This window comes from Streptomyces sp. 840.1, assembly GCF_003751445.1.
Classification (GTDB): Bacteria; Actinomycetota; Actinomycetes; order Streptomycetales; family Streptomycetaceae; genus Streptomyces.
Genome location: NZ_RJUU01000001.1, coordinates 3,268,461 through 3,287,497, shown reverse-complemented (window position 1 = coordinate 3,287,497; position 19,037 = coordinate 3,268,461). Strand labels below are relative to the sequence as shown.

Here is a 19,037-nt window from a genome sequence, read left to right as displayed (position 1 = left end):
CACCGGCCCCGGCCGCCGTCACTCCACGAAGAGGCTCCGCGCCGCCGCCCTCGCGTCGAACTCCTCCAGGCGCGCCTGTGCGTCCGGCAGGGCGTCGCACATCGACTCCAGGAGCACCCGCCCGAGCAGCATCGGCGCGCACGCCGTGTCGAAGGCGAGCCCGGTCCCGACGGCGGCCGGGATCAGCAGATCGCTGTGGGCGGCCACCGGGGCGAACGCGGAGTCCGCGACCGACACCACGGTCAGCCCCTGCTCCCGCGCGTACGCGAGCGCGTCCACGACCTCCCGGGGGTGGCGCGGCAGCGCGAAGCAGATCAGTGCGGTGGCCCCGGCCCGGCGGGCGGCGTCGATCCGGTCGTGCAGCATGCTGCCGCCCTCGTCGAGCACCCGGACATCGGGGTGGACCTTGGCGGCGAAGTACCCGAAGCCCCGGGCCTGCGAGGATGCGGCGCGCAGCCCGAGCACGGGCAGCGGGCGCGAGGCGGCGAGCAGTCGCCCGGCCCGCTCGACGGGGCCCGGGTCCGCGAGCAGCTCCGCGAGGTGACGCAGGTTCTCGATCTCGCCGAGCACCGCCTGCTGGTACTCGTTGTACGTGTCGTCCCCGTCTCCCGCGGCGGACCCGGACGGGGAGACCTCGCGCAGGTGTCTGCGCAGCGCGGGGTAGCCGTCGAAGCCCAGCGCCACGGCGAACCGGGTGACGGAGGGCTGGCTCACTCCGGCCAGTTCGGCCAGTTCGACGCTGGACAGGAACGGCGCGTCCCCGGCCCTGCGCACCATCGAGTGCGCGATGCGCCGCTGGGTGGGGGTGAGCCTGCGCCCCTCGAACAGCTGCTGCAACCTGGCGGCCGGGCTGCTCCCGCTCATCCTGTCCCCTCGGTAGATCCGTCGCGGCGCGGTCCGGCACCGACGAATCCATTCAGCCAGCAAGGCGTCTGCATGTCCATATGCAGATGCGTCGTCGGCCACCCCTGCGGACGCGGCGGTCCACTACGGTTCGCGTATTCCTGTCCGCCTCCCCGTCCAGTTTTCGTTTGGTCTCCGTCCCATTCCCGTCCAGTTCCCGTCCACAGAGCCTCGCCGAACACGGTGACCTCTCGCAGTGAAGCAGAGCGAGTACGTCACTGGCCTGCGCCGTTATCTGTGAATGACGACCGGCCGGCTGGCTGGCGCGATACGTGGCTGGGGAGGCGCGTGGGACCGCACTGCCGGTGGGCACTGCCAGGATGGCGGGCATGACGATCAAGGAAGTGACACGTCACGCAGTCGCCGAACAGCGGATCGAGCAGGCCCTTGAGGACATGTGGGGTCGGGCCTTCGGCCGGTGGCACGACATGCGCTACGGCGACATGCCGCTGCGCCGCGGGCTCAGGGAACTCGGCGAGGAGTTGGCCGACCACGTCGCCGCGCGTACTGTGCCTGACCCCGCCCTGCGTACGCCCGACTCGCGCACCGCACTGATCACAGCCGCTGAGTGCGCCATGGGCGTGCTGAGCCTCGCATGCTTTCCCGACGGTGACTTTTCGGTATCCCTCCCGCTCGTGATGGAGACGCTCAGCAGCGAGGAGCTGGACTACGAGGAGACGGGGGAGCCGACCAACCCGGTGACCTCGGCGCGGACGTGGACGGAAGCGTTCGCATGGTGCGTGATCAGCGGACTGATATGGGATCGGAACCGGGTCATTGGCCCTCTGCTGCGCGAGGACTATGCACCCGCCATCGGTGACGGCGTTCCGTACTCGAAGCGGAGGTCGGTGTCCGACCCGGCCGACATCGCAGAGATGGACGCGTTGTGCGGCTACCTGACCGTCGTCCAGGGGCACTATCCCGGCGTACTCGCCGGCCCGGTGCCGCTCGGTAAGCCGGACACCGCCGAGAGGGCGCGTACGGCCGAGCAGTTCGATACGGCCGGGACGCTGACGCCGGACCAGCGGCTGTTGCGCGTCCTGCTCGACGACGACCAGGCCGCGTTCGAGCAGGCCCTTCAGGAACGACTCGTGGCGCATCGCGAGAGCGTCGGATCCGACCCGGCGGCCAGGAGCCTGCTGCCCGTGGGGGCCGCCACGCTGGCCAGCCTCGCCTGTCAGGCGCACGGCTGGGAGTTGGGCACCCGGTCCGCCTATCTGCCTGAAACGCTGGTGAGCGTCGCGCAGCAGTAAACGGCCGGCGGCCCGCGCCGACGCCGGCCTGGTGCGGCCCGCAGTCACGAACGTCTCGCCCACACTCACTTTGCCCTGAGTGCCTCGCGAGCCTCGGAGACTGACGGCAATCACGACCCTGGACAGGGCGGACGCACGTCGGTCCGGGCCACGGTCACCGGGGCCCGCGTCTCGCGCTCCAAGCCCGACCGCGGGCTGGTGCACACCGGTGTGGAGGTGCTCAACCAGCACGGCGAGACGGTGCTGACGATGACCATCATGAACATGCTGCGCCGCCGGCCCTAAGTGTATTGATCACGAGCGTTGTTGACACGGGGGTCTTGATCAAAGGCGAAGACCTCCGGTGTGGTGGAGCTGTCTAGGAACACACCACACGGAGGTCTTCGTGTCCCACCGTAATGCCCGGCTGACGGTCTTCGGGAGGCGTCTGCTGGTCGAACGAGTCACGTCCGGCCGTCCCGTCGCCCATGTCGCTGCCGAGATGGGCATCTCGAGGGCGACCGCCCATAAGTGGGTGCGGCGGTGGCGGGCCGAGGGCGAGGCGGGCCTGGCCGACCGCTCCAGCAGGCCAGGGACGACACCGCACCGCACTCCGGCCGCGATCGAGGCCCGCGTCTGCGACCTGCGCCGGTCCCGCAAACTCGGACCCGCACGGATCGGCCCGGTCCTCGGCCTTCCCGCCTCAACCGTCCACCGGATCCTGACCCGTCACGGACTGAACCGCCTCGCCTGGATGGACCGGCCAACCGGCTCGGTGATCCGCCGCTACGAACGCGAGCGTCCCGGTGAGCTCGTCCACGTCGACGTCAAGAAACTGGGCCGGATACCCGACGGCGGCGGCCACAAGGTCCTGGGCCGCCAGGCCGGCCGCGCCACCCGCAGCAACATGGGCTTCGACTACCTCCACTCCGCGGTCGACGACCACTCCCGCCTCGCCTACACGGAAATCCATGGCGACGAGAGGGTCGCGACCTGCGCAGCCTTCCTGACCCGGGCCGCCGCGTTCTTCGCCGACCTGGGCATCACCCGGATCGAACGCGTGCTGACGGACAACGCCTGGGCCTACCGCAAGGGGCTGGCCTGGAAACAGGCCTTGGGCGACATCGGCGCGACCGGCAAACTCACCCGCCCCTACCGACCACAGACCAACGGCAAAGTCGAACGCTTCAACCGCACCCTCGCCGACGAGTGGGCCTACCTGCGGCCCTACACCTCCAACGACGAGCGAACAGCCGCCCTGGCAGACTTCCTCCACACCTACAACCACCACCGCTGCCACACCGCCCTCGGAGGCCAGCCCCCGATCAGCCGTGTCAACAACGCTGCGGGTCAATACACCTAAGGCCTGTCCGGCTGTCCGGCTATCCGGCTATCCGGCTATCCGGCTATCCGGGCAGCCCCGCCCGCGCGGCCAGTACGGCGAGGGTCTGGCGCAGGTTCGCGCGGAAGGTGTCGTCGAGCCCGGCCGTCAGCTCCTCGTCGATGGCGTCCGCCGTCTGCGTACAGAGGGCGAGCAGTTCGCGGCCCCGGTCGGTGAGGGTGAGGATCTGGCGGCGGCGGTCGGCGGGGTCGCGCTCCCGGCCGACCGCGCCCAGCTCCTCCAGGTGATCGGCGAGGCCGACCACCAGGCTCGGCGTCACCCGCATCGTGCGGGCGATGTCCTGCTGCGAGGCCGCCGCGCCACTGGCCAGCAGAGCGAGCAGCCCGGCGTGCTTGGGCTTCAGCTCGTGGACGGCGAGCCGCTCGGCGAACAGTTCGGCGGTGATCGCGCCGAGCGTGCCGAGCCGGAAGGCCGTGGTGCCGGTGAGCGTTTCCTGCTTGACATCCTTCACGTTCGGCACCGTATCATCAGCAAATCATTCAGAGTGTTAATGATTCACGAGGTGACGAAATGCGACGCTCACTGGCCGGAATCAACGTGGCCATGGCGGCGGGCTCGGCGGTCGCGGCCGTGATCGCGGTGGCACGCCCCACGCTCCTGCTGCCGGCCGGCACCGGTCCGACGGCCGGGCTCCAGGTGTACGCCGAGGCGTACGCGGTCCGCGCGGTCCCGCTCGCCGCCGCGCTGGTGTACCTGCTGAAGCGGGAACACCGCGCGCTGGTACCGGTCCTGGCGGTGGCCGGGGCGGCGCAGCTGGGCGACGCGTGCATCGGCGTCAGCCGGGGGGTCACCGGCATGGCGGTCGGCGGGACGCTCGCGGCGGCCACCCACCTCGGCACCGCCTGGTTCCTGGTGCGCCGCACCGGCGCGCCCGTCCCGGGGGAGGCGGCATGAAGTCGGTCAACCTGCTGGTCGTCTTCCTGTCGGAGCTCGCCGTCATCGCATCCGTGGGCACCTGGGGTTTCACTCTCGGCACGGGGTGGACGCTGCGGCTGCTCGCGGGCATCGGCGGACCGGTCGTGATGATCGCGCTGTGGTGGCTGTTCGGGGCGCCGGACGCACCCCACAAGGTGCACGGCGCGATACGGGTGGCCTTCGAGGCCTGCTGGTTCGGTGCGGGTGCCGTGGCCCTGGCGCTGGCCGGCTACGTCGTTGCGGCCCTGGTCCTCGCCGGCGTCATGGCGCTCAGCAAGGGCCTCGCGGTGGCCTGGCGCCAGTGAGGGCGGCGCGGTCCCGGCGCCCGTCCGCCGTGTGAAACAGGGGGGTTAGCCCCACTGACCCGGCCGCCCCGGCTTCGTAACGTAGGACCATGGACGCACCCGACACGGAGCTCAAGAAGGAGCTCGACGCCACCCTTCAGGCCCGCAGCGAGCTGGGCACCGAGTACGAGTCCGCGCTCGTCGAGTCGTTTCTGGAGAAGGTCGAGCAGCGGCTCGACGGCACGCTCGACCGGCGGGTCAGGCGTCATCTCGCGGAGCAGCAGATCGTCGTCGCCAGGGGGGCACGCCCGCCGGAGCGTGCTCCCGGGCACTTCGCCGAGCAGTACGGATTCGCGATCGTCTCGCTGGTCCTGGCCATCCCGCTGTCCGCCATCGGGGTGGCGAACGCGGGCATCCAGGGGCTGGTCGTGGCCTGGCTCGGGATCGTCGGCGTCAACGCCTTCCAGGCCGCCCGCGGAGGGCGCCTCTTCCGGCGCCGGGAGGACGAGCGCCAGAAGTCCGACTGGGAGGACTGAACGACGCCACCCGGGCGGGGCCTCACGCCTGACGGGTCGGCAGCACGACCAGCTGGCGCAGGTTGATGTGGCGGGCGCGGCTGGTCGTGTACGCGATGAGGTCGGCGATCTCGTCGCTGGAGAGGCCGCCGAGCGCGTCGAACATGCCGTCGAGCTCGCCGCTGAGCGCCGCGTTGTCGACGTGCCCCGCCAGTTCCGAGTCGGTGAGGCCCGGCTCGATGTTCGTGACGCGGACGTCGCGCGGGCCGAGTTCGGTGCGCAGCGAGGCCGAGAGGTAGGTGAGCGCGGCCTTCGTCGCGCCGTACACCGCGTAGTTGGGGAACGTGATGTGCGCGCCGATCGAGGAGATGTTGACCAGGTCGGCGGTCCGGCCCTCGGCGGCGGCCGCCACCAGGTCCGCGGTGAAGGCCCGGATGATGCGCAGGACGCCCGACACGTTGGTGTCCAGCATCCGCTGCCACTCGTCGGTACGGCCCTCGTCCACCGGGTTGGGCAGCATCACTCCGGCGGCGTTGACCACCAGGTCCACCCGGCCGAACCCGGCGTGCACCCGCTCGGCGGCGGCGTCCACGGACGCCTGGTCGGTGACGTCGGCGACGACGGCGAGTGCCTGGCCGCCGTCGGCGGTGATCCTGCCGGCCAGCTCCGCCAGCCGCTCCCCCCGGCGGGCCAGCAGCGCCACCCTGACCCCCTGGGCGGCGAGCAGCCGGGCGGTGGCCTCGCCCATGCCGCTGGCGGCTCCGGTGACGACTGCGGTGCGGCCTGCGAGTGTCCCGTACGACATGTCCGTACTCCCTGGTTCTGCGGGCCGGGGCGTCTCCCCGGCTCGGGAACGACTCTGCCGCCGCGGAAGGCCGTTACCCAGGGATGCGTCTTTCCTGGGTCCGCCAGTACCAGGCTGGGCGGCGGCCGGGGTCTTCTACCATCGCGGCATGGACGGCGACCTCGGAGACTTCCTCCGCTCACGACGTGCCCGCATACAGCCCGGTGACGTCGGGCTGAACTCGTACGGCCGCAGGCGCGTTCCGGGCCTGCGGCGCGAGGAGGTGGCGCAGCTCGCGGGGGTGAGCGTGGACTACTACATCCGGCTGGAACAGGGGCGCGGCCCGAGCGTCTCGGACGCCGTGCTGGACGCGGTGGCCCGGGTACTCGGGCTGGACGAGACGGAACACGCCCATCTGCGCACGGTGGCCCGCCCGAAGCCGCGCACGGCCGCCCCGGCGGCCGCCCAGCGGGTGCGGCCGGGGCTGCGGCTGCTGCTGGACACCCTGGGCGGGGCACCGGCGTTCGTCCTGGGCCGCCGGATGGACGTACTCGCGTGGAACGCGGCGGCGGACGCCGTCCTCGGCTTCTCGGAGCTCGCCCCGGACGCGCGCAACGTCCCGCGCCAGGTGTTCCTGGACCCCGGTGCCCGCGCGTTCTACCCGGACTGGGCGGCCGTGGCCACGGAGACGGTCGCCCACCTGCGCCTGGACGCGGGCCTCCACCCGCACGACAAGCAACTGGCGGCACTGGTGGGCGAGTTGTCGATGAGCAGCGAGGACTTCCGCCGGCTGTGGGCGGACCACCAGGTGAAGGCGAAGGCGTACGGCGTCAAGCGGATCGACCACCCGGCCGCAGGCGCGCTGACGCTCCCGTACGAGACGCTCGACGTGCCCGGGGATCCCGATCAGTGCCTCGTGGTCTACACCCCGGAGCCGGGTACGGAGTCGGCGGAGCGCCTCGCGCTGCTGACGGCGGGGGCCGTCGCACCGGCCGGCTGAGCGGCCGTCGGGGGCCCGCGCACAGGTATGTCGCGGGGACCGCCGCACCCCCGGTTGCCCGGAGGGCGGGACGACGGCGGTCCCCGCGAAGGACGCGGTCCGGGTCAGGGCCGGTCGCGCATCCTGACGACAGTGGAGGTCCGGGAGCCGCTCCGTAGTCCGTGTCGCCGTTTCGGTGCCGGCGGGTTTCCCTGCCGACACCCATCAATCTGCCCGACCCGTGTTAAGCCGGTGCTGCGGGTACGTGTCGCGCTCGTACCGTTTTCGCGAAGCCCCCGGTCCGGTCCGGTTCGGGCCGGTCCGGGTGGCCACGGCTCGTCCGGGTGGCTACGGCTTGGTGACCGCCGCCGCGTCCTTGGCGAGGAACGCCAGCAGGTCCTGCCTGCTGACCACGCCCTTGGGCTTGCCCTCGACCAGCACAATCGCCGCGTCCGCCGCGCCGGCGCCGCCGAGCACCGCCATCAGGTCCTCGACCGGTTCGCCGGAGCCGACCTGCGGCAGCGGCGACGACATGTGCTTCTCCAGCGGGTCGGAGAGCGAGGCGCGCTGGGCGAAGAGCGCGTTCAGCAGCTCGCGCTCGACCACCGAGCCGATGACCTCGGCGGCCATCACGTCCGGGTGGCCGGCGCCCGGCTTCACGATCGGCATCTGCGAGACGCCGTACTCGCGCAGGACGTCGATCGCCTCGCCGACGGTCTCCTCCGGGTGCATGTGGACGAGCGTCGGGATCGGGCCCTCCTTGTAGTCGAGGACGTCCGCGACGCGTGCGGAGGGACCGGTGTTCTCCAGGAAGCCGTAGTCCGCCATCCACTCGTCGTTGAAGATCTTGCTCAGGTAGCCGCGCCCGCTGTCCGGGAGCAGGACGACGACCACGTCGTCCGGGCCCAGCTGCTTCGCGACCTCCAGGGCGCCCACGACCGCCATCCCGCAGGAGCCGCCGACCAGCAGGCCCTCCTCCTTGGCGAGCCGGCGGGTCATCTGGAAGGAGTCCTTGTCGGACACGGCGACGATCTCGTCGGTGACCGCACGGTCGTACGCCGTCGGCCAGAAGTCCTCGCCGACGCCCTCGACCAGATACGGCCGCCCCGAGCCGCCCGAGTAGACCGAGCCCTCCGGGTCCGCGCCGATGATCCTGACGGCGCCCTCGCTGACGTCCTTCAGATAGCGGCCGGTGCCGCTGATCGTCCCGCCGGTGCCGACGCCCGCCACGAAATGGGTGATCTTCCCGTCCGTCTGCTCCCACAGTTCGGGACCGGTGGTCTCGTAGTGGGAGCGCGGGTTGTTCGGGTTGGAGTACTGGTCGGGCTTCCACGCTCCGGGCGTCTCACGGACCAGCCGGTCGGAGACGTTGTAGTAGGAGTCCGGGTGTTCGGGGTCGACCGCCGTCGGGCAGACGACGACCTCGGCGCCGTAGGCGCGCAGCACGTTGATCTTGTCCGTGGACACCTTGTCCGGGCAGACGAAGATGCACTTGTAGCCCTTCTGCTGCGCGACGATCGCCAGGCCCACGCCCGTGTTGCCGCTCGTCGGCTCGACGATCGTGCCGCCGGGCAGCAGCTCACCGCTCTGTTCGGCGGCCTCGATCATGCGAAGGGCGATCCGGTCCTTGACCGAGCCGCCGGGGTTGAAGTACTCGACCTTGGCCAGGACCGTCGCCTGGATGCCGGCCGTCACACTGCGCAGCCTCACCAGCGGGGTGTTGCCAACGAGGCTGATCATCGAATCGTGGAATTGCACCGTGTACTCCGGGGTCTCCGTGATGGTGCGGCAAGAGTATGCGCACGGGGACCGGATTGGGCGAAGCGATTGAACGACGCCCTCTTGGGGGCAGTTAGCTCTGTGTACGGCGGTGACGACCTCACCGCGACGGCCCGCGACACCGCCGGCCGCCGCGGACGGGGCGTGAAGGCAACGAGGAGGTGGACCGGACTGTGTCGAGAGCGAGGGTGGCACGGCGGATCGCGGCGGGCGCGGCCTACGGCGGCGGCAGCGTCGGACTGCTGGGCGCCGCGGCGGTAGGCGTCCTGCTGGCGGAGGTCCAGCTGGCGAAGCGGCTGGTGGGCGGCGGGGTCGCCCCGGTCCCGCCGAGCGCGGACGGGCGGTACGGGGTGGCGTTCGCCGGGCCGTCGGACCCGCTGCGGCTGGGGCTGCTGGGGGATTCCACGGCGGCCGGGCAGGGCGTGCGGCGGGCCGGACAGACCCCGGGCGCGCTGCTGGCCTCGGGGCTGGCGGCGGTCTCGGAGCGGCCGGTGGACCTGCGCAATGTCGCGCAGCCGGGGGCCAGGTCGGACGATCTGGAGCGGCAGGTCTCGCTGCTGCTCGCGGACCCGTCCGGGGCCCCGGACGTCTGCGTGATCATGATCGGGGCGAACGATGTGACGCACCGGATGCCCGCGACCCAGTCGGTGCGCTGTCTGACCACGGCGGTGCGCAGGCTGCGGACGGCGGGCGCCGAGGTGGTGGTCGGCACCTGCCCGGACCTGGGCACGATCGAGCCGGTGTACCAGCCGCTGCGGTGGCTGGCCCGGCGGGTGAGCCGCCAGCTGGCGGCGGCGCAGACGATCGGTTCGGTGGAGCAGGGCGGGCGCACGGTGTCGTTGGGCGACCTGCTGGGCCCGGAGTTCGAGGCGAACCCGCGGGAGCTGTTCGGACCGGACAACTACCACCCCTCGGCCGAGGGGTACGCGACCGCGGCGATGGCGGTGCTGCCGACGCTCTGCGCGGTGCTGGGGCTGTGGCCGGAGTCCGACCATCTGGACGGCGCCCGGCGCGAGGACATGCTGCCGGTGGCCAAGGCGGCCTCCCAGGCGGCCAGGGAGGCCGGTACGGAGGTCACCGGGGCCCGCGCGCCCTGGGCACTCCTCAAGCACCGCAGGCGGCGGCGCCTGCCCGCGGCCACGGAGCCGCATCCGCACCCCCATCCGCACCGGCACCGTCATCCGCGTCACGGCGGCCACGGGGAGCAGGGAGAACAGGGGGAACACCGGGAGCAGGGTGGCTCCACCCGGGTGGAGCGGCGTCCGGGCACCGACACGGGCACCCCGGCCGCCGGCTGACTGAGCGGTCGCTTAGAAAAGAGGCCCGCATCACATGCCGGTCCGGGTGACCTCAGCAGTACGTCCGGGTAACTTCCAGAGCAGTCCGCCAGCCAGCCTTCCAGCCCTCATGGAGCCGCGTGATGCCCGAAGCCGTGATCGTCTCTGCTGCCCGTTCCCCCATCGGCCGGGCCTTCAAGGGCTCGCTGAAGGACCTGCGGGCGGACGACCTGACCGCCACGATCATCCAGACCGCACTGGCCAAGGTCCCCGAGCTGGACCCCAGGGACATCGACGACCTGATGCTCGGCTGCGGCCTGCCCGGCGGCGAGCAGGGCAACAACCTGGGCCGCATCATCGCCGTACAGATGGGGATGGACCACCTTCCCGGCTGTACGGTCACCCGCTACTGCTCCTCGTCCCTGCAGACCAGCCGCATGGCGCTGCACGCCATCAAGGCCGGCGAGGGCGACGTCTTCATCTCGGCCGGCGTCGAGATGGTGTCCCGGTTCGCCAAGGGCAACTCCGACAGCTGGCCGGACACCCACAACCCGCTGTTCGCGGACGCCGAGGCCCGCACCGCGGCCCGCGCCGAGGAGTCCGGTGCGAGCTGGCACGACCCGCGCGAGGACGGCCTGGTGCCGGACGCGTACATCTCGATGGGGCAGACCGCGGAGAACCTGGCCCGGACCAAGGGGGTCACCCGCCAGGACATGGACGAGTTCGGCGTCCGGTCGCAGAACCTCGCCGAGGAAGCCCTCAAGAACGGCTTCTGGGAGCGCGAGATCACCCCGGTGACGACGCCTGACGGCACCGTGGTCGCCAAGGACGACGGTCCGCGTGCGGGCGTCACCCTGGAGGGCGTGCAGGGCCTGAAGCCGGTCTTCCGCCCCGACGGCCTGGTCACCGCGGGCAACTGCTGCCCGCTCAACGACGGCGCCGCGGCGCTCGTGATCATGTCCGACACCAAGGCGCGCGAGCTGGGCCTGACCCCGCTGGCCCGGATCGTCTCCACCGGCGTCAGTGGCCTCTCCCCCGAGATCATGGGCTACGGACCCGTCGAGGCGAGCAAGCAGGCGCTGAAGCGCGCCGGGCTGAGCGTCGGCGACATCGACCTGGCCGAGATCAACGAGGCCTTCGCCGCCCAGGTGATCCCGTCCTACCGGGACCTCGGCCTGCCGCTGGACAAGGTCAACGTCAACGGCGGCGCCATCGCGGTGGGCCACCCCTTCGGCATGACCGGCGCGCGGATCACCGGCACGCTGATCAACAGCCTCCAGTTCCACGACAAGCAGTTCGGCCTGGAGACGATGTGCGTGGGCGGCGGCCAGGGCATGGCGATGGTCATCGAGCGCCTGAGCTGAGCCGGAACCGGCCCCTCCGCGCCCCGTCCCGAGGCCCTCGGGGCGGGCCCGGTGGCCGGTTCCGAGCCCCGACCGTGACCGAATCTCCCCCAGGATGTGACCTATCTCCTGGGGGAGAGTCATTCCCGCAGGTCACACCAGCATCAGGGTTAAACCCCGGGCACAAAGACCTGTCCAATTCGTGACGTAATGCACTGACACATGGTGCCGGTAGAGGCCAAGCTGATGTAGGAAGTCGGGGGATCGATTGAAATCGGGAGTAAGTCAGTGAGCGCCATGCCTCTTGCCCTGTTGCTGACCACCGCCGCTGCCACGGCCGTGGGCGCTGCTGCTCTGCACGCCGCTCACGGGCTGCGTAAGCAGGTATCGGCCCTTCGAAGGGAGCTGGCCGACGGCCGCGCCCAGGCCGCCACGGTCCCCGCCCAGAGCCGTAACGACGCCACACCTGCCGCGGAGATACGCGCGGCGGTGGCCGAGGCGCTGGCCGAGGAGCGGGAACGCGAACTCGCCGAGGCGCGGGCCTTCTGGGCCACGCAGGAAGCGCGCGACGCCGCCGATGCCCCGTCCCTGCTGGGCGGGCTGGCCGGGGTCGGCGAGGACGCCCCGTTCTTCATGCCGCGCCAGGCCGATTTCGCCGGCCTGGAGGCGATGGACCTCGACGCCACCGAGGCGCTGGAGGAGCTGACGGAACTGGCCGAGCTCGCCGACATCACCGAGCTCCCGGAGATCGCGGAGTTCGCGGAGGACTCCCCCGAGCTGGCCGCGGCCCGTCGCCGCCACCCCTCGCACCCCGACTTCGTGCCGGTGCAGACACCCGTCGTCACCGACCACGAGCGCACGGTGAACCGCCTGGAGGAGCTGGCCGACAGCCGTACGGAACTCTCCGACGTGCGACCCGGCCCGCTCGGCACGCTCGACGTCTACGTCTTCGCCGACGGCACCACGCTCTGCATGACGCCCGGCCACCGCGAGACGGCGGAGCGGCTGGCCGAGTCCCTGCGGTCCGGTGAGCACCCGGTGCTGCTGGGCGGCTCCGGCGTCTCCGGTGCGTACGCGCTGACGTTCTCGTGCGGCCGGGAGAACGTGTACATACTGGCCGACCGCGTCATCGCGAGCTTCTAGCCCGCGGACCGGTCGTCCGGCCCCTCCCCCACGCCCCCACGGCACAGCGGCCCTCGCCGGCCGCTGCCGCGCGCGTACCGCCTAGGCGAAGGCCCGGACGGTCGCTTCCTCGACGAATCGCACGGCCTCGTCCAGCTCAGCCGACGGGGCCGTTTCCAGTGCCACGGCCAGATCCCGCCCCGCGACCGCGAGTTGGTCACCGATCGCGAAGAGCCCGGCGTCCGGCATGGTCCTCGGCTCCCGGTCCGGCGCCTCGACGCGCTGGGCCCGCACCGCCAACTGCCTGGCCACGGCCAGTCCCTCGGCCGCCGCTCCCCGCTGCAGTCTGCTCTGCGGGGCGGCACGCAGCCGGTCGGCGAATCGGTCCACGGCGATGATCAGGGGCGTCGTATCGAGCACCCCGCGACCCTACGCGCCCCCGCCCGGATGGTTGCCAACGGCCCGGCCCTCAGGCACGGTGTCGGGAAGGACCAGTACCGCGCACAACGCGTCGGAGGCGCCATGTCCCAAGTCCTGTCCGAAGAGACCCACCGCAATCTGCTCGCCAGAATCCCGCACTGCACCGGTCGTGAGATCTCCGACTGGCTCCGCACCGTCGAGGACGGCCCCGCTCTCCGCTTCGAGGAGAAGGTCAGCTGGCTGCGGAGCGAGCACGACCTCGCCTACGGGCACGCGAAGGCGCTCATCCACGAGTACGACCTGCGAAGAGCAGCCCGCAAGCTCCTGTAGCCCCGCCCCGTCCCCGCGGAAGCACGGAAACGGCCCGCAGGCTCCTGCGAAGGAGCCTGCGGGCCGTTCTGCCGACCGGTGTTCAGCCGTCCTAGTCGTCGCCGCTCAGGATCGAGAGCAGACGCAGCATCTCCAGGTAGATCCACACCAGGGTCATGGTGAGGCCGAAGGCCGCCAGCCAGGACTCCTCGCGGGGAGCGCCGAACGCGACGCCGTCCTCGACCTGCTTGAAGTCCAGGGCCAGGAAGCAGGCGCCGAGGATGATGCCGACGACACCAAAGAGGATGCCGAGGCCACCGCTGCGGAAGCCGAGGCCGTCACCGCCACCGAAGGCTGCGAACAGCAGGTTGACCACCATCAGGAGCATGAAGCCCATGGCGGCGGCCATCACGAAGCCGTAGAACCGGCGGGTGACGCGGATCCAGCGCATCTTGTACGCGAACAGCACACCGGCGAAGACACACATGGTGCCCATCACCGCCTGCATCACGACACCCGGTGAGATGTACGTGCTCACCGCGCTGGAGATGACCCCGAGGAAGACACCCTCGAAGGCCGCGTACGCGATGATCAGCGCGGGAACCGGCTTGCGCTTGAAGGACTGGACGAGCGACAGCACGAAGGCGATCAGCGCGGCGCCGATCGCGATGCCGTACGACTTGTTGAGGTTCGCCTCGTCGACCGGGAGCAGGGCCCAGGCGACCGCGGCACCCGCCACGACCGTGCCCAGCGTCAGCGCCGTACGGGTGACGACATCGTCGATCGTCATCACACCGGAACGCGCCGGCGCCTGCGGGGCGCCGTACTGGGCGTCCGGCTGGGCATAGGGGTTGGTGGCGTACGGGTTGGCACCCGCTACGGGGGCCCCGGCCTGCGGTGCCGCGTTGACGTTCGCGTAACCGTTGTCGCGGCTGAAGCCCCGTCGCGAGAAGACCGGGTTGCTGCTCCTCATCTCACTCCTCCATGGCCACCCAGCGCGGCCTTGGAACAAGAGTAATGGGTAGGCAAAACAAACTCCCTAGTGCCAGGGGAGGATCTTTCGGCGCCCGTACTGTCGCGGCGGTCACACTGATTCCGTTGGCCGCCGCGGCAGCCGTCAGGCAGGTGCGTCCCCGGCGAGGGCGTCGCCGGCCCCGGTACGCCGGTAGACGACCCGCCGGCCGACCCTCGTGCCCGTGACCAGGCCCGCGTCGCGCAGGACCGCCAGATGCCCGCCGACAGTGCCGAGCGACTGGCCGAAGTGGCGGGCGAGTTCGGTGCTGGTGGCGGGACGTTCCAGTTCGTGGAGCACGGCGGCGCGGCCGGTGCCGATCAGCCGCTCCAGCGCGCGGGCGGGCCTGGGTCCGCCGGTGGCTTCGGCGGCGGACCCGCGCGCCGGATAGACCAGGGCGTACCGGGCGGGGGGTTCCTCGGCGAGCCAGGTGCCGCTCGTCACACAGACCGGCACGAACAGCATTCCGTCCTCGCCGACGACACGGTCCGGTCCCGGCTGGTGGCTGAAGCGGATCGCGTCCGCGCCGACCCAGGCGCTCCGGCGGTTCATCTGCTGGAGGGCGCGGGGCCAGCCGTAGGCGGCCAGCAGTCCCGCCCGGTGGCTGACGTCCCGCTCCAGCAGCGCCCGGCGGCGCGGCCAGTCCGCGAGGATGTGCGCCTCCCACGTGTACCGGAACAGACCGGCCGTACGGGCTCCCCAGCCGTGCCCGGTCAGCCACCCCAGGTCGTGCCGCTTCCAGCTGTGCGCCACCGCTGCTTCGAGGTCGGCGCGCACGGCCGCGTCGGAGGCGGCGGCGACGGGGGCCAGCTCGTCGTCCAGGGCGGTACGCATCCCGCCGGACGGCGGCAGGGTGATGTAGCCGGGGAGGTACTTGGTCGAGGAGATCAGCTCGACCAGGCCCCTGGCGAAGGAATCGGCGTCGAGGACGGCGAGGAAGGCGGCGCGGTGCCGGCCGTACCAGGGACCGAGCCACGGATCGGAGCACGGCTTGACCAGCACGCTCATCGACCCCAGCGTCTCGGCCAGCGGCGACAGCGCGAACCTGGACCGGGACAGGGCCATCGAGCTCAGCCGCAGCATCACCATCTTTCGCCTCCTGCCGAAACGTTAGCGCGCACCGGGGCCGTCTCCGCAGAATCCTGCCGGTGCACCCACCTCCCGCGCCTCCGCCGCCCCCTTTGTCCGCTACTCCGTCCGCCACTCCGTCCCTTCTCCGGCAGCCGGGGTTCCGCGCGTTCTACGCCGGGCGGCTGGTGTCGCTGCTCGGCAGCTCGATGGCCCCGGTCGCGCTGGCCTTCGCGGTCCTGGACGCCTCCGGCAGCACCGGGGACCTCGGCTTCGTGCTGGCCGCCCGCATGCTGCCGCTGCTGGCGCTGCTCCTGGTGGGCGGGGCGGTGGCCGACCGCGCCTCGCGCCGCAACGTACTGGTCGCCGTCCATCTGGGCGCGGCGCTCACCCAGGGCGGGGTCGCGGCGCTCCTGCTGACCGGCCACTACGCGCCGGCCCCGGTGGCCGTGCTGGAGTTCCTGAACGGCGCGCTGGGCGCGTTCACGGCCCCGGCCCTGCGCGGGGTCCTGCCGCAGCTGGTCGACCGGGCCCGGCTCAAGCAGGCGAACTCCCTGCTGGGCACGGCCCGCAACGCCACGAAGATCCTCGGGCCGAGCCTGGCCGGTGTGCTCGTCGTGGCGGCGGGCAGCGGCCCGGCCATCGCCTTCGACGCGTTCACCTACCTGCTGGCGGCGGGTTTCCTCGCGCGGCTCACGTTCGCCGGCGCCCCGGACGCACCCCGGCGGACGACCACCCTGGCCGCCGACATCCGCGACGGGTGGACCGAGTTCCGCGCGATCCGCTGGGTGTGGATCGGCACGCTGTCGTTCTGCCTGATGAATCTGGCCCTGACCGGCACCTGGCAGATCCTGGGCCCCCAGCTCACCCGGCAGCTCAGCGGTGAGGCGGCCTGGGGCCTGGTGCTCAGCGCCCGTGGCATCGGGCTGCTGGTGTCCGGCCTGCTGATGTACCGGCTGGTCGTACGGCACCTGCTCCGCCTCGGACAGCTGACGAGCGCCCTCGCCGCGCTCCCGCTGCTCGCCCTGGGCGCCCGTCTGCACATCCCGTGGCTGCTGGCCGCCGCGTTCGTCGCGGGGCTGGGCTCCGCCGTCACGGCCGTCGCCTGGGACACCTCGATGCAGGAGCACGTTCCGCCACAGGTGCTCTCGCGCGTCGCTTCGTACGACGAGCTGCTCTCGTACATCGCGATCCCGGCCGGCCAGCTGTGCGTCGGCCCGCTGGCCCAGGCGTACGGCGCGTTCCGCGTCGCGGCGGCCGCCGGGGTGATCTCGGCGGCCGCGGCCACGCTCCCCCTGGCCTCCCGCGCCGTACGCCGCCTGCCCCACGCCGCAGGGCCGGTTCCCGCTGCGGCTGCGGCCTCGGGGCCGGGTCCGACTCCTGCTCCGGGGGCGCGGGGCGCGGCGTAGGCAGGGGCGCGCGGCGTAGTCACGGGCGAGGCGTAGTCACGGGCGCGGCGTCAACGCGTCCGGGGCCTCCCGGGCCGCGCGCTCCACCCGGTCCCGGTGGCTCGCCCACCAGGCCGCGTCGCCGGAGGCCATGTTGTCGCTCCCGGCCCGCAGGCCCGTGGTCCCGTCGACGAGTTCCCGGACGATGTCGGCGTGCCCGGCGTGCCGTTGGGTCTCGGCGACCATGTGGACGAGGATCCGGTGGAGCGTCAGCTCGGTCCCCGCTTCCCCGGGGAGCCGGCCGACGGCGTCCAGGTCCAGCGCGTCGATCGTCGCGTCCGAGTGGGCCCACACCCGGCGGTACCCGGCGACGATCTCCGCACGTGTCTCGTCGGCGGTGGCCCACAGGTCCGCGTTCGGCTCGGCGTCCCCGGCGATCCAGAGATCCGGCGCCTCGACGGGCCGCCCGAAGGCGGCGCCGAAGTAGAACGCCTCGGCTCCGGTCACGTGCTTGACCAGCCCCAGCAGGTTGGTGCCGGTCGGGGTCAGCGGGCGCCGGATGTCGTACTCGGACGCTCCTTCGAGCTTCCAGAGGAAGGTGTCGCGGGCATCCTGCAGATAGAGGCGGAGGTCTCGCTTGTGGCCGGTCGTGGTCGCGGTCATGAACCCGAATCTGTCAGGCGCGCGCCCCGCGTCCAACGGCTTATCGCGCGCGGGCCACGAGCAGCGGCTGGAAGAAACCGGACTCGTCGGGCATCCGCCACTGCGGCCCGGCGAACCCGGCCCCGGCGGCGAACGAGGCGAGCCGGTCCCTGCCCAGCGCCCAGTAGGTGGCGCGGCGGACCCGGACGCGCCACTCCGCCTGCGGGGCCGCCGCCAGGAGCTGGAAGTGCTCGAGGTCGTAGTGCTCGCCGTCCTCGTGCCAGTGCCAGAGCTGGAAGGTGACGTTCCGTTCCTCGTCGTCGTCGGCGGGGTGGGCCTGGGGAGCCGTGGAAACGGGGCGCTCGCGCAGCAGTTCGTCGTAGGGGCGGGTGCTGACCAGCAGCAGACCGCCCGGCCGCAGCACGCGGCGCATCTCCGCCAGCGCGGCGTGCACGTCCTGCGCGGTCAGCAGGTGCGGCAGTGAGTTGTCGGCGCAGACGACGACGTCGAACCGGCCGTCGGGAAACGGCAGGCACCGCATGTCGGCGGCGGCCGTACGCAGGCCGAGCCCTCGGCGCTCGGCCTCACGGGCGGCGCGTGCGGCGGCGCGGGGGCTGAGGTCGGTCCCGGTGACGTCGTGCCCGCGCAGCGCGAGGCCGATGGCCTGGGTGCCGATGCCGCAGGAGCAGTCGAGCACCTCGGCCCGCTCCCGGCCGATCAACGCGTCCAGGGCGGCGCCCTGGCGGCGGATGCCGGCGTCCCAGTCCGCGTAGACGAGGTGGTAGTCGCCGGCCAGTGCGTCGTAGAAGTCGGCCACCGATGCCGATGACGGTGCAGAGGCCGATGCCGATGACCGTGCCGGTACCCGTGGCGACGACGACTGAGACATGGCGCGACAGTACCGTGCGTAACTCCCCTCTTCAGAAAGGCCGTTGTGACGTCCGGCCCGGTCCGCGACCACGGGCCCTTCCTGCCCGCCGCCGCACCGGCGCACAATCTCCCGCCATGGAGAGCACCTGGATGACCACAGCCGTCGCGGTCGGCGGCACCCTGCTCGGCAGCGGACTGACGGCGCTCGCGGCCGCGCGGACCGAGCGCCGCAAGGACGAGGCACTGGGGCGGCAGCAGCAGCGCCAGGAGGCCGCGGACGACCGCGCCCGGCGCCGCGATCTGCGGGTCGAGCACCGTAAATGGCGCAGGGACAGCAGGCAGGCCGCCTACCAGGGGCTGATGGACGCCGCGTACGAGGCGCACGGGGCGGTCTGGCAGCTGGCCCGGCTGACGTCGGACCCCTACGACCGGCATCGGTACGACACCAGACGCGGCCTCGCCATCGACGCCGTACGGGCCACTCGGCAGGCGGCCAACCGGGTCCAGCTCGAAGGTCCCGCCCCGGTGGCGCAAGCGGCCGCCGACTGGGCCGAGGCCGTGGACGGGCACATTCACCCGCCCATCGAGTACCTGATGGAACTGGGCGAGGGACCGCCGAGCGAGGAGCGGACGGAGCGCTACCGCTCCGCCGCGGCGGAGACGGGCCGCCTCGTGGAGGCCATGCAGCGGCGCTTTGTCCCCCTCGCGCGAGAGGCCCTGGACGAGCTGATGGACGAGGTGAGAGCCGGGACGGCGGGCGCTCCCCGACGCCCCGGTGAGTGAGCGACCGCGT

General features: G+C 72.0%; 21 protein-coding genes. 12 read left to right on the top strand and 9 right to left on the bottom strand.

The window, feature by feature from the left end; translation table 11 throughout:
* Nucleotides 1–18: 18 nt before the first annotated feature.
* On the bottom strand, nt 19–864 hold the full coding sequence (locus EDD93_RS15060; RefSeq protein ID WP_123525630.1) for a MurR/RpiR family transcriptional regulator: 846 nt from the start codon (nt 862–864) through the stop codon (nt 19–21).
* A gap of 368 nt (nt 865–1,232) precedes the next feature.
* Between EDD93_RS15060 and EDD93_RS15055 the strand changes: the two genes are divergently transcribed.
* Complete coding sequence (locus EDD93_RS15055) at nt 1,233–2,156, top strand: immunity 49 family protein (protein ID WP_260255742.1); 924 nt, start codon at nt 1,233–1,235, stop codon at nt 2,154–2,156.
* 385 nt (nt 2,157–2,541) lie between these two features.
* Complete coding sequence (locus tag EDD93_RS15045) at nt 2,542–3,498, top strand: IS481 family transposase (RefSeq protein ID WP_123523424.1); 957 nt, start codon at nt 2,542–2,544, stop codon at nt 3,496–3,498.
* Between the two features lie 43 nt (nt 3,499–3,541).
* Here the strand turns inward: EDD93_RS15045 and EDD93_RS15040 are convergent, their stop codons facing one another.
* Nucleotides 3,542–3,988, bottom strand: a complete 447-nt coding sequence (locus EDD93_RS15040) for a MarR family winged helix-turn-helix transcriptional regulator (RefSeq protein ID WP_260255741.1) — start codon at nt 3,986–3,988, stop codon at nt 3,542–3,544.
* Nucleotides 3,989–4,047: 59 nt separating this feature from the next.
* Here EDD93_RS15040 and EDD93_RS15035 point away from each other — a divergent pair, with 59 nt between their 5' ends.
* The 3 genes from EDD93_RS15035 (at nt 4,048) to EDD93_RS15025 (ending at nt 5,272) form a co-directional block, all read left to right on the top strand.
* Complete coding sequence (locus EDD93_RS15035; RefSeq protein ID WP_185092322.1) at nt 4,048–4,431, top strand: hypothetical protein; 384 nt, start codon at nt 4,048–4,050, stop codon at nt 4,429–4,431.
* Complete coding sequence (locus tag EDD93_RS15030; protein WP_123525628.1) at nt 4,428–4,757, top strand: YrdB family protein; 330 nt, start codon at nt 4,428–4,430, stop codon at nt 4,755–4,757. The genes EDD93_RS15035 and EDD93_RS15030 overlap by 4 nt, the downstream gene beginning before the upstream one ends.
* 89 nt (nt 4,758–4,846) lie before the next feature.
* A complete protein-coding gene (locus EDD93_RS15025) occupies nt 4,847–5,272 on the top strand; it encodes a hypothetical protein (RefSeq protein ID WP_123525627.1) in 426 nt (141 codons plus the stop codon).
* A gap of 22 nt (nt 5,273–5,294) precedes the next feature.
* Here the strand turns inward: EDD93_RS15025 and EDD93_RS15020 are convergent, their stop codons facing one another.
* The gene (locus tag EDD93_RS15020) at nt 5,295–6,056 is read right to left on the bottom strand and encodes an SDR family oxidoreductase (RefSeq protein WP_123525626.1); all 762 of its coding nucleotides are present in this window, start codon (nt 6,054–6,056) and stop codon (nt 5,295–5,297) included.
* 148 nt (nt 6,057–6,204) lie between these two features.
* On the opposite strand from EDD93_RS15020, the gene EDD93_RS15015 reads away from it, so the two are divergent.
* Nucleotides 6,205–7,035, top strand: coding sequence for a helix-turn-helix transcriptional regulator (locus EDD93_RS15015; RefSeq protein WP_123525625.1), 831 nt, complete (start codon nt 6,205–6,207; stop codon nt 7,033–7,035).
* A 327-nt stretch (nt 7,036–7,362) separates the two neighbouring features.
* Here the strand turns inward: EDD93_RS15015 and EDD93_RS15010 are convergent, their stop codons facing one another.
* Complete coding sequence (locus EDD93_RS15010) at nt 7,363–8,772, bottom strand: cystathionine beta-synthase (protein ID WP_123525624.1); 1,410 nt, start codon at nt 8,770–8,772, stop codon at nt 7,363–7,365.
* Nucleotides 8,773–8,981: 209 nt separating this feature from the next.
* On the opposite strand from EDD93_RS15010, the gene EDD93_RS15005 reads away from it, so the two are divergent.
* The 3 genes from EDD93_RS15005 to EDD93_RS14995 all read left to right on the top strand — a co-directional run bounded on the left by EDD93_RS15005 (nt 8,982) and on the right by EDD93_RS14995 (nt 12,556).
* Nucleotides 8,982–10,091 carry an SGNH/GDSL hydrolase family protein gene (locus EDD93_RS15005; RefSeq protein WP_123525623.1) on the top strand — a complete coding sequence of 370 codons (1,110 nt, stop codon included), beginning with the start codon at nt 8,982–8,984 and terminating at the stop codon, nt 10,089–10,091.
* A 122-nt stretch (nt 10,092–10,213) separates the two neighbouring features.
* Nucleotides 10,214–11,434: an acetyl-CoA C-acetyltransferase gene (locus EDD93_RS15000; protein WP_073738500.1), complete on the top strand. Its 1,221-nt coding sequence runs from the start codon at nt 10,214–10,216 to the stop codon at nt 11,432–11,434.
* A 276-nt stretch (nt 11,435–11,710) separates the two neighbouring features.
* Nucleotides 11,711–12,556, top strand: coding sequence for a hypothetical protein (locus tag EDD93_RS14995; protein WP_260255740.1), 846 nt, complete (start codon nt 11,711–11,713; stop codon nt 12,554–12,556).
* A gap of 81 nt (nt 12,557–12,637) precedes the next feature.
* On the opposite strand, the gene EDD93_RS14990 is transcribed toward EDD93_RS14995, so the two are convergent.
* Nucleotides 12,638–12,955 carry a hypothetical protein gene (locus EDD93_RS14990; protein ID WP_123525621.1) on the bottom strand — a complete coding sequence of 106 codons (318 nt, stop codon included), beginning with the start codon at nt 12,953–12,955 and terminating at the stop codon, nt 12,638–12,640.
* 102 nt (nt 12,956–13,057) lie between these two features.
* Here EDD93_RS14990 and EDD93_RS14985 point away from each other — a divergent pair, with 102 nt between their 5' ends.
* The gene (locus tag EDD93_RS14985) at nt 13,058–13,285 is read left to right on the top strand and encodes a DUF4287 domain-containing protein (RefSeq protein WP_123527779.1); all 228 of its coding nucleotides are present in this window, start codon (nt 13,058–13,060) and stop codon (nt 13,283–13,285) included.
* A gap of 91 nt (nt 13,286–13,376) precedes the next feature.
* Here the strand turns inward: EDD93_RS14985 and EDD93_RS14980 are convergent, their stop codons facing one another.
* Both EDD93_RS14980 and EDD93_RS14975 read right to left on the bottom strand, forming a co-directional pair.
* Nucleotides 13,377–14,237, bottom strand: a complete 861-nt coding sequence (locus EDD93_RS14980) for a Bax inhibitor-1/YccA family protein (protein WP_123525620.1) — start codon at nt 14,235–14,237, stop codon at nt 13,377–13,379.
* Nucleotides 14,238–14,381: 144 nt separating this feature from the next.
* A complete protein-coding gene (locus tag EDD93_RS14975) occupies nt 14,382–15,365 on the bottom strand; it encodes a helix-turn-helix transcriptional regulator (RefSeq protein WP_123525619.1) in 984 nt (327 codons plus the stop codon).
* Nucleotides 15,366–15,457: 92 nt separating this feature from the next.
* On the opposite strand from EDD93_RS14975, the gene EDD93_RS14970 reads away from it, so the two are divergent.
* Nucleotides 15,458–16,753, top strand: coding sequence for an MFS transporter (locus tag EDD93_RS14970; protein ID WP_123525618.1), 1,296 nt, complete (start codon nt 15,458–15,460; stop codon nt 16,751–16,753).
* 36 nt (nt 16,754–16,789) lie between these two features.
* Here EDD93_RS14970 and EDD93_RS14965 read toward each other — a convergent pair whose 3' ends face one another.
* Both EDD93_RS14965 and EDD93_RS14960 read right to left on the bottom strand, forming a co-directional pair.
* Entirely contained in the window at nt 16,790–17,395 is a 606-nt protein-coding gene (locus tag EDD93_RS14965; protein ID WP_123525617.1) for a DinB family protein, read from the bottom strand.
* Between the two features lie 40 nt (nt 17,396–17,435).
* Nucleotides 17,436–18,263 (bottom strand): class I SAM-dependent methyltransferase, encoded by an 828-nt coding sequence (locus EDD93_RS14960; RefSeq protein WP_123525616.1) that lies wholly within the window; start codon nt 18,261–18,263, stop codon nt 17,436–17,438.
* A 116-nt stretch (nt 18,264–18,379) separates the two neighbouring features.
* Here EDD93_RS14960 and EDD93_RS14955 point away from each other — a divergent pair, with 116 nt between their 5' ends.
* Nucleotides 18,380–19,027 carry a hypothetical protein gene (locus EDD93_RS14955; RefSeq protein WP_148083867.1) on the top strand — a complete coding sequence of 216 codons (648 nt, stop codon included), beginning with the start codon at nt 18,380–18,382 and terminating at the stop codon, nt 19,025–19,027.
* Nucleotides 19,028–19,037: the final 10 nt, after the last annotated feature.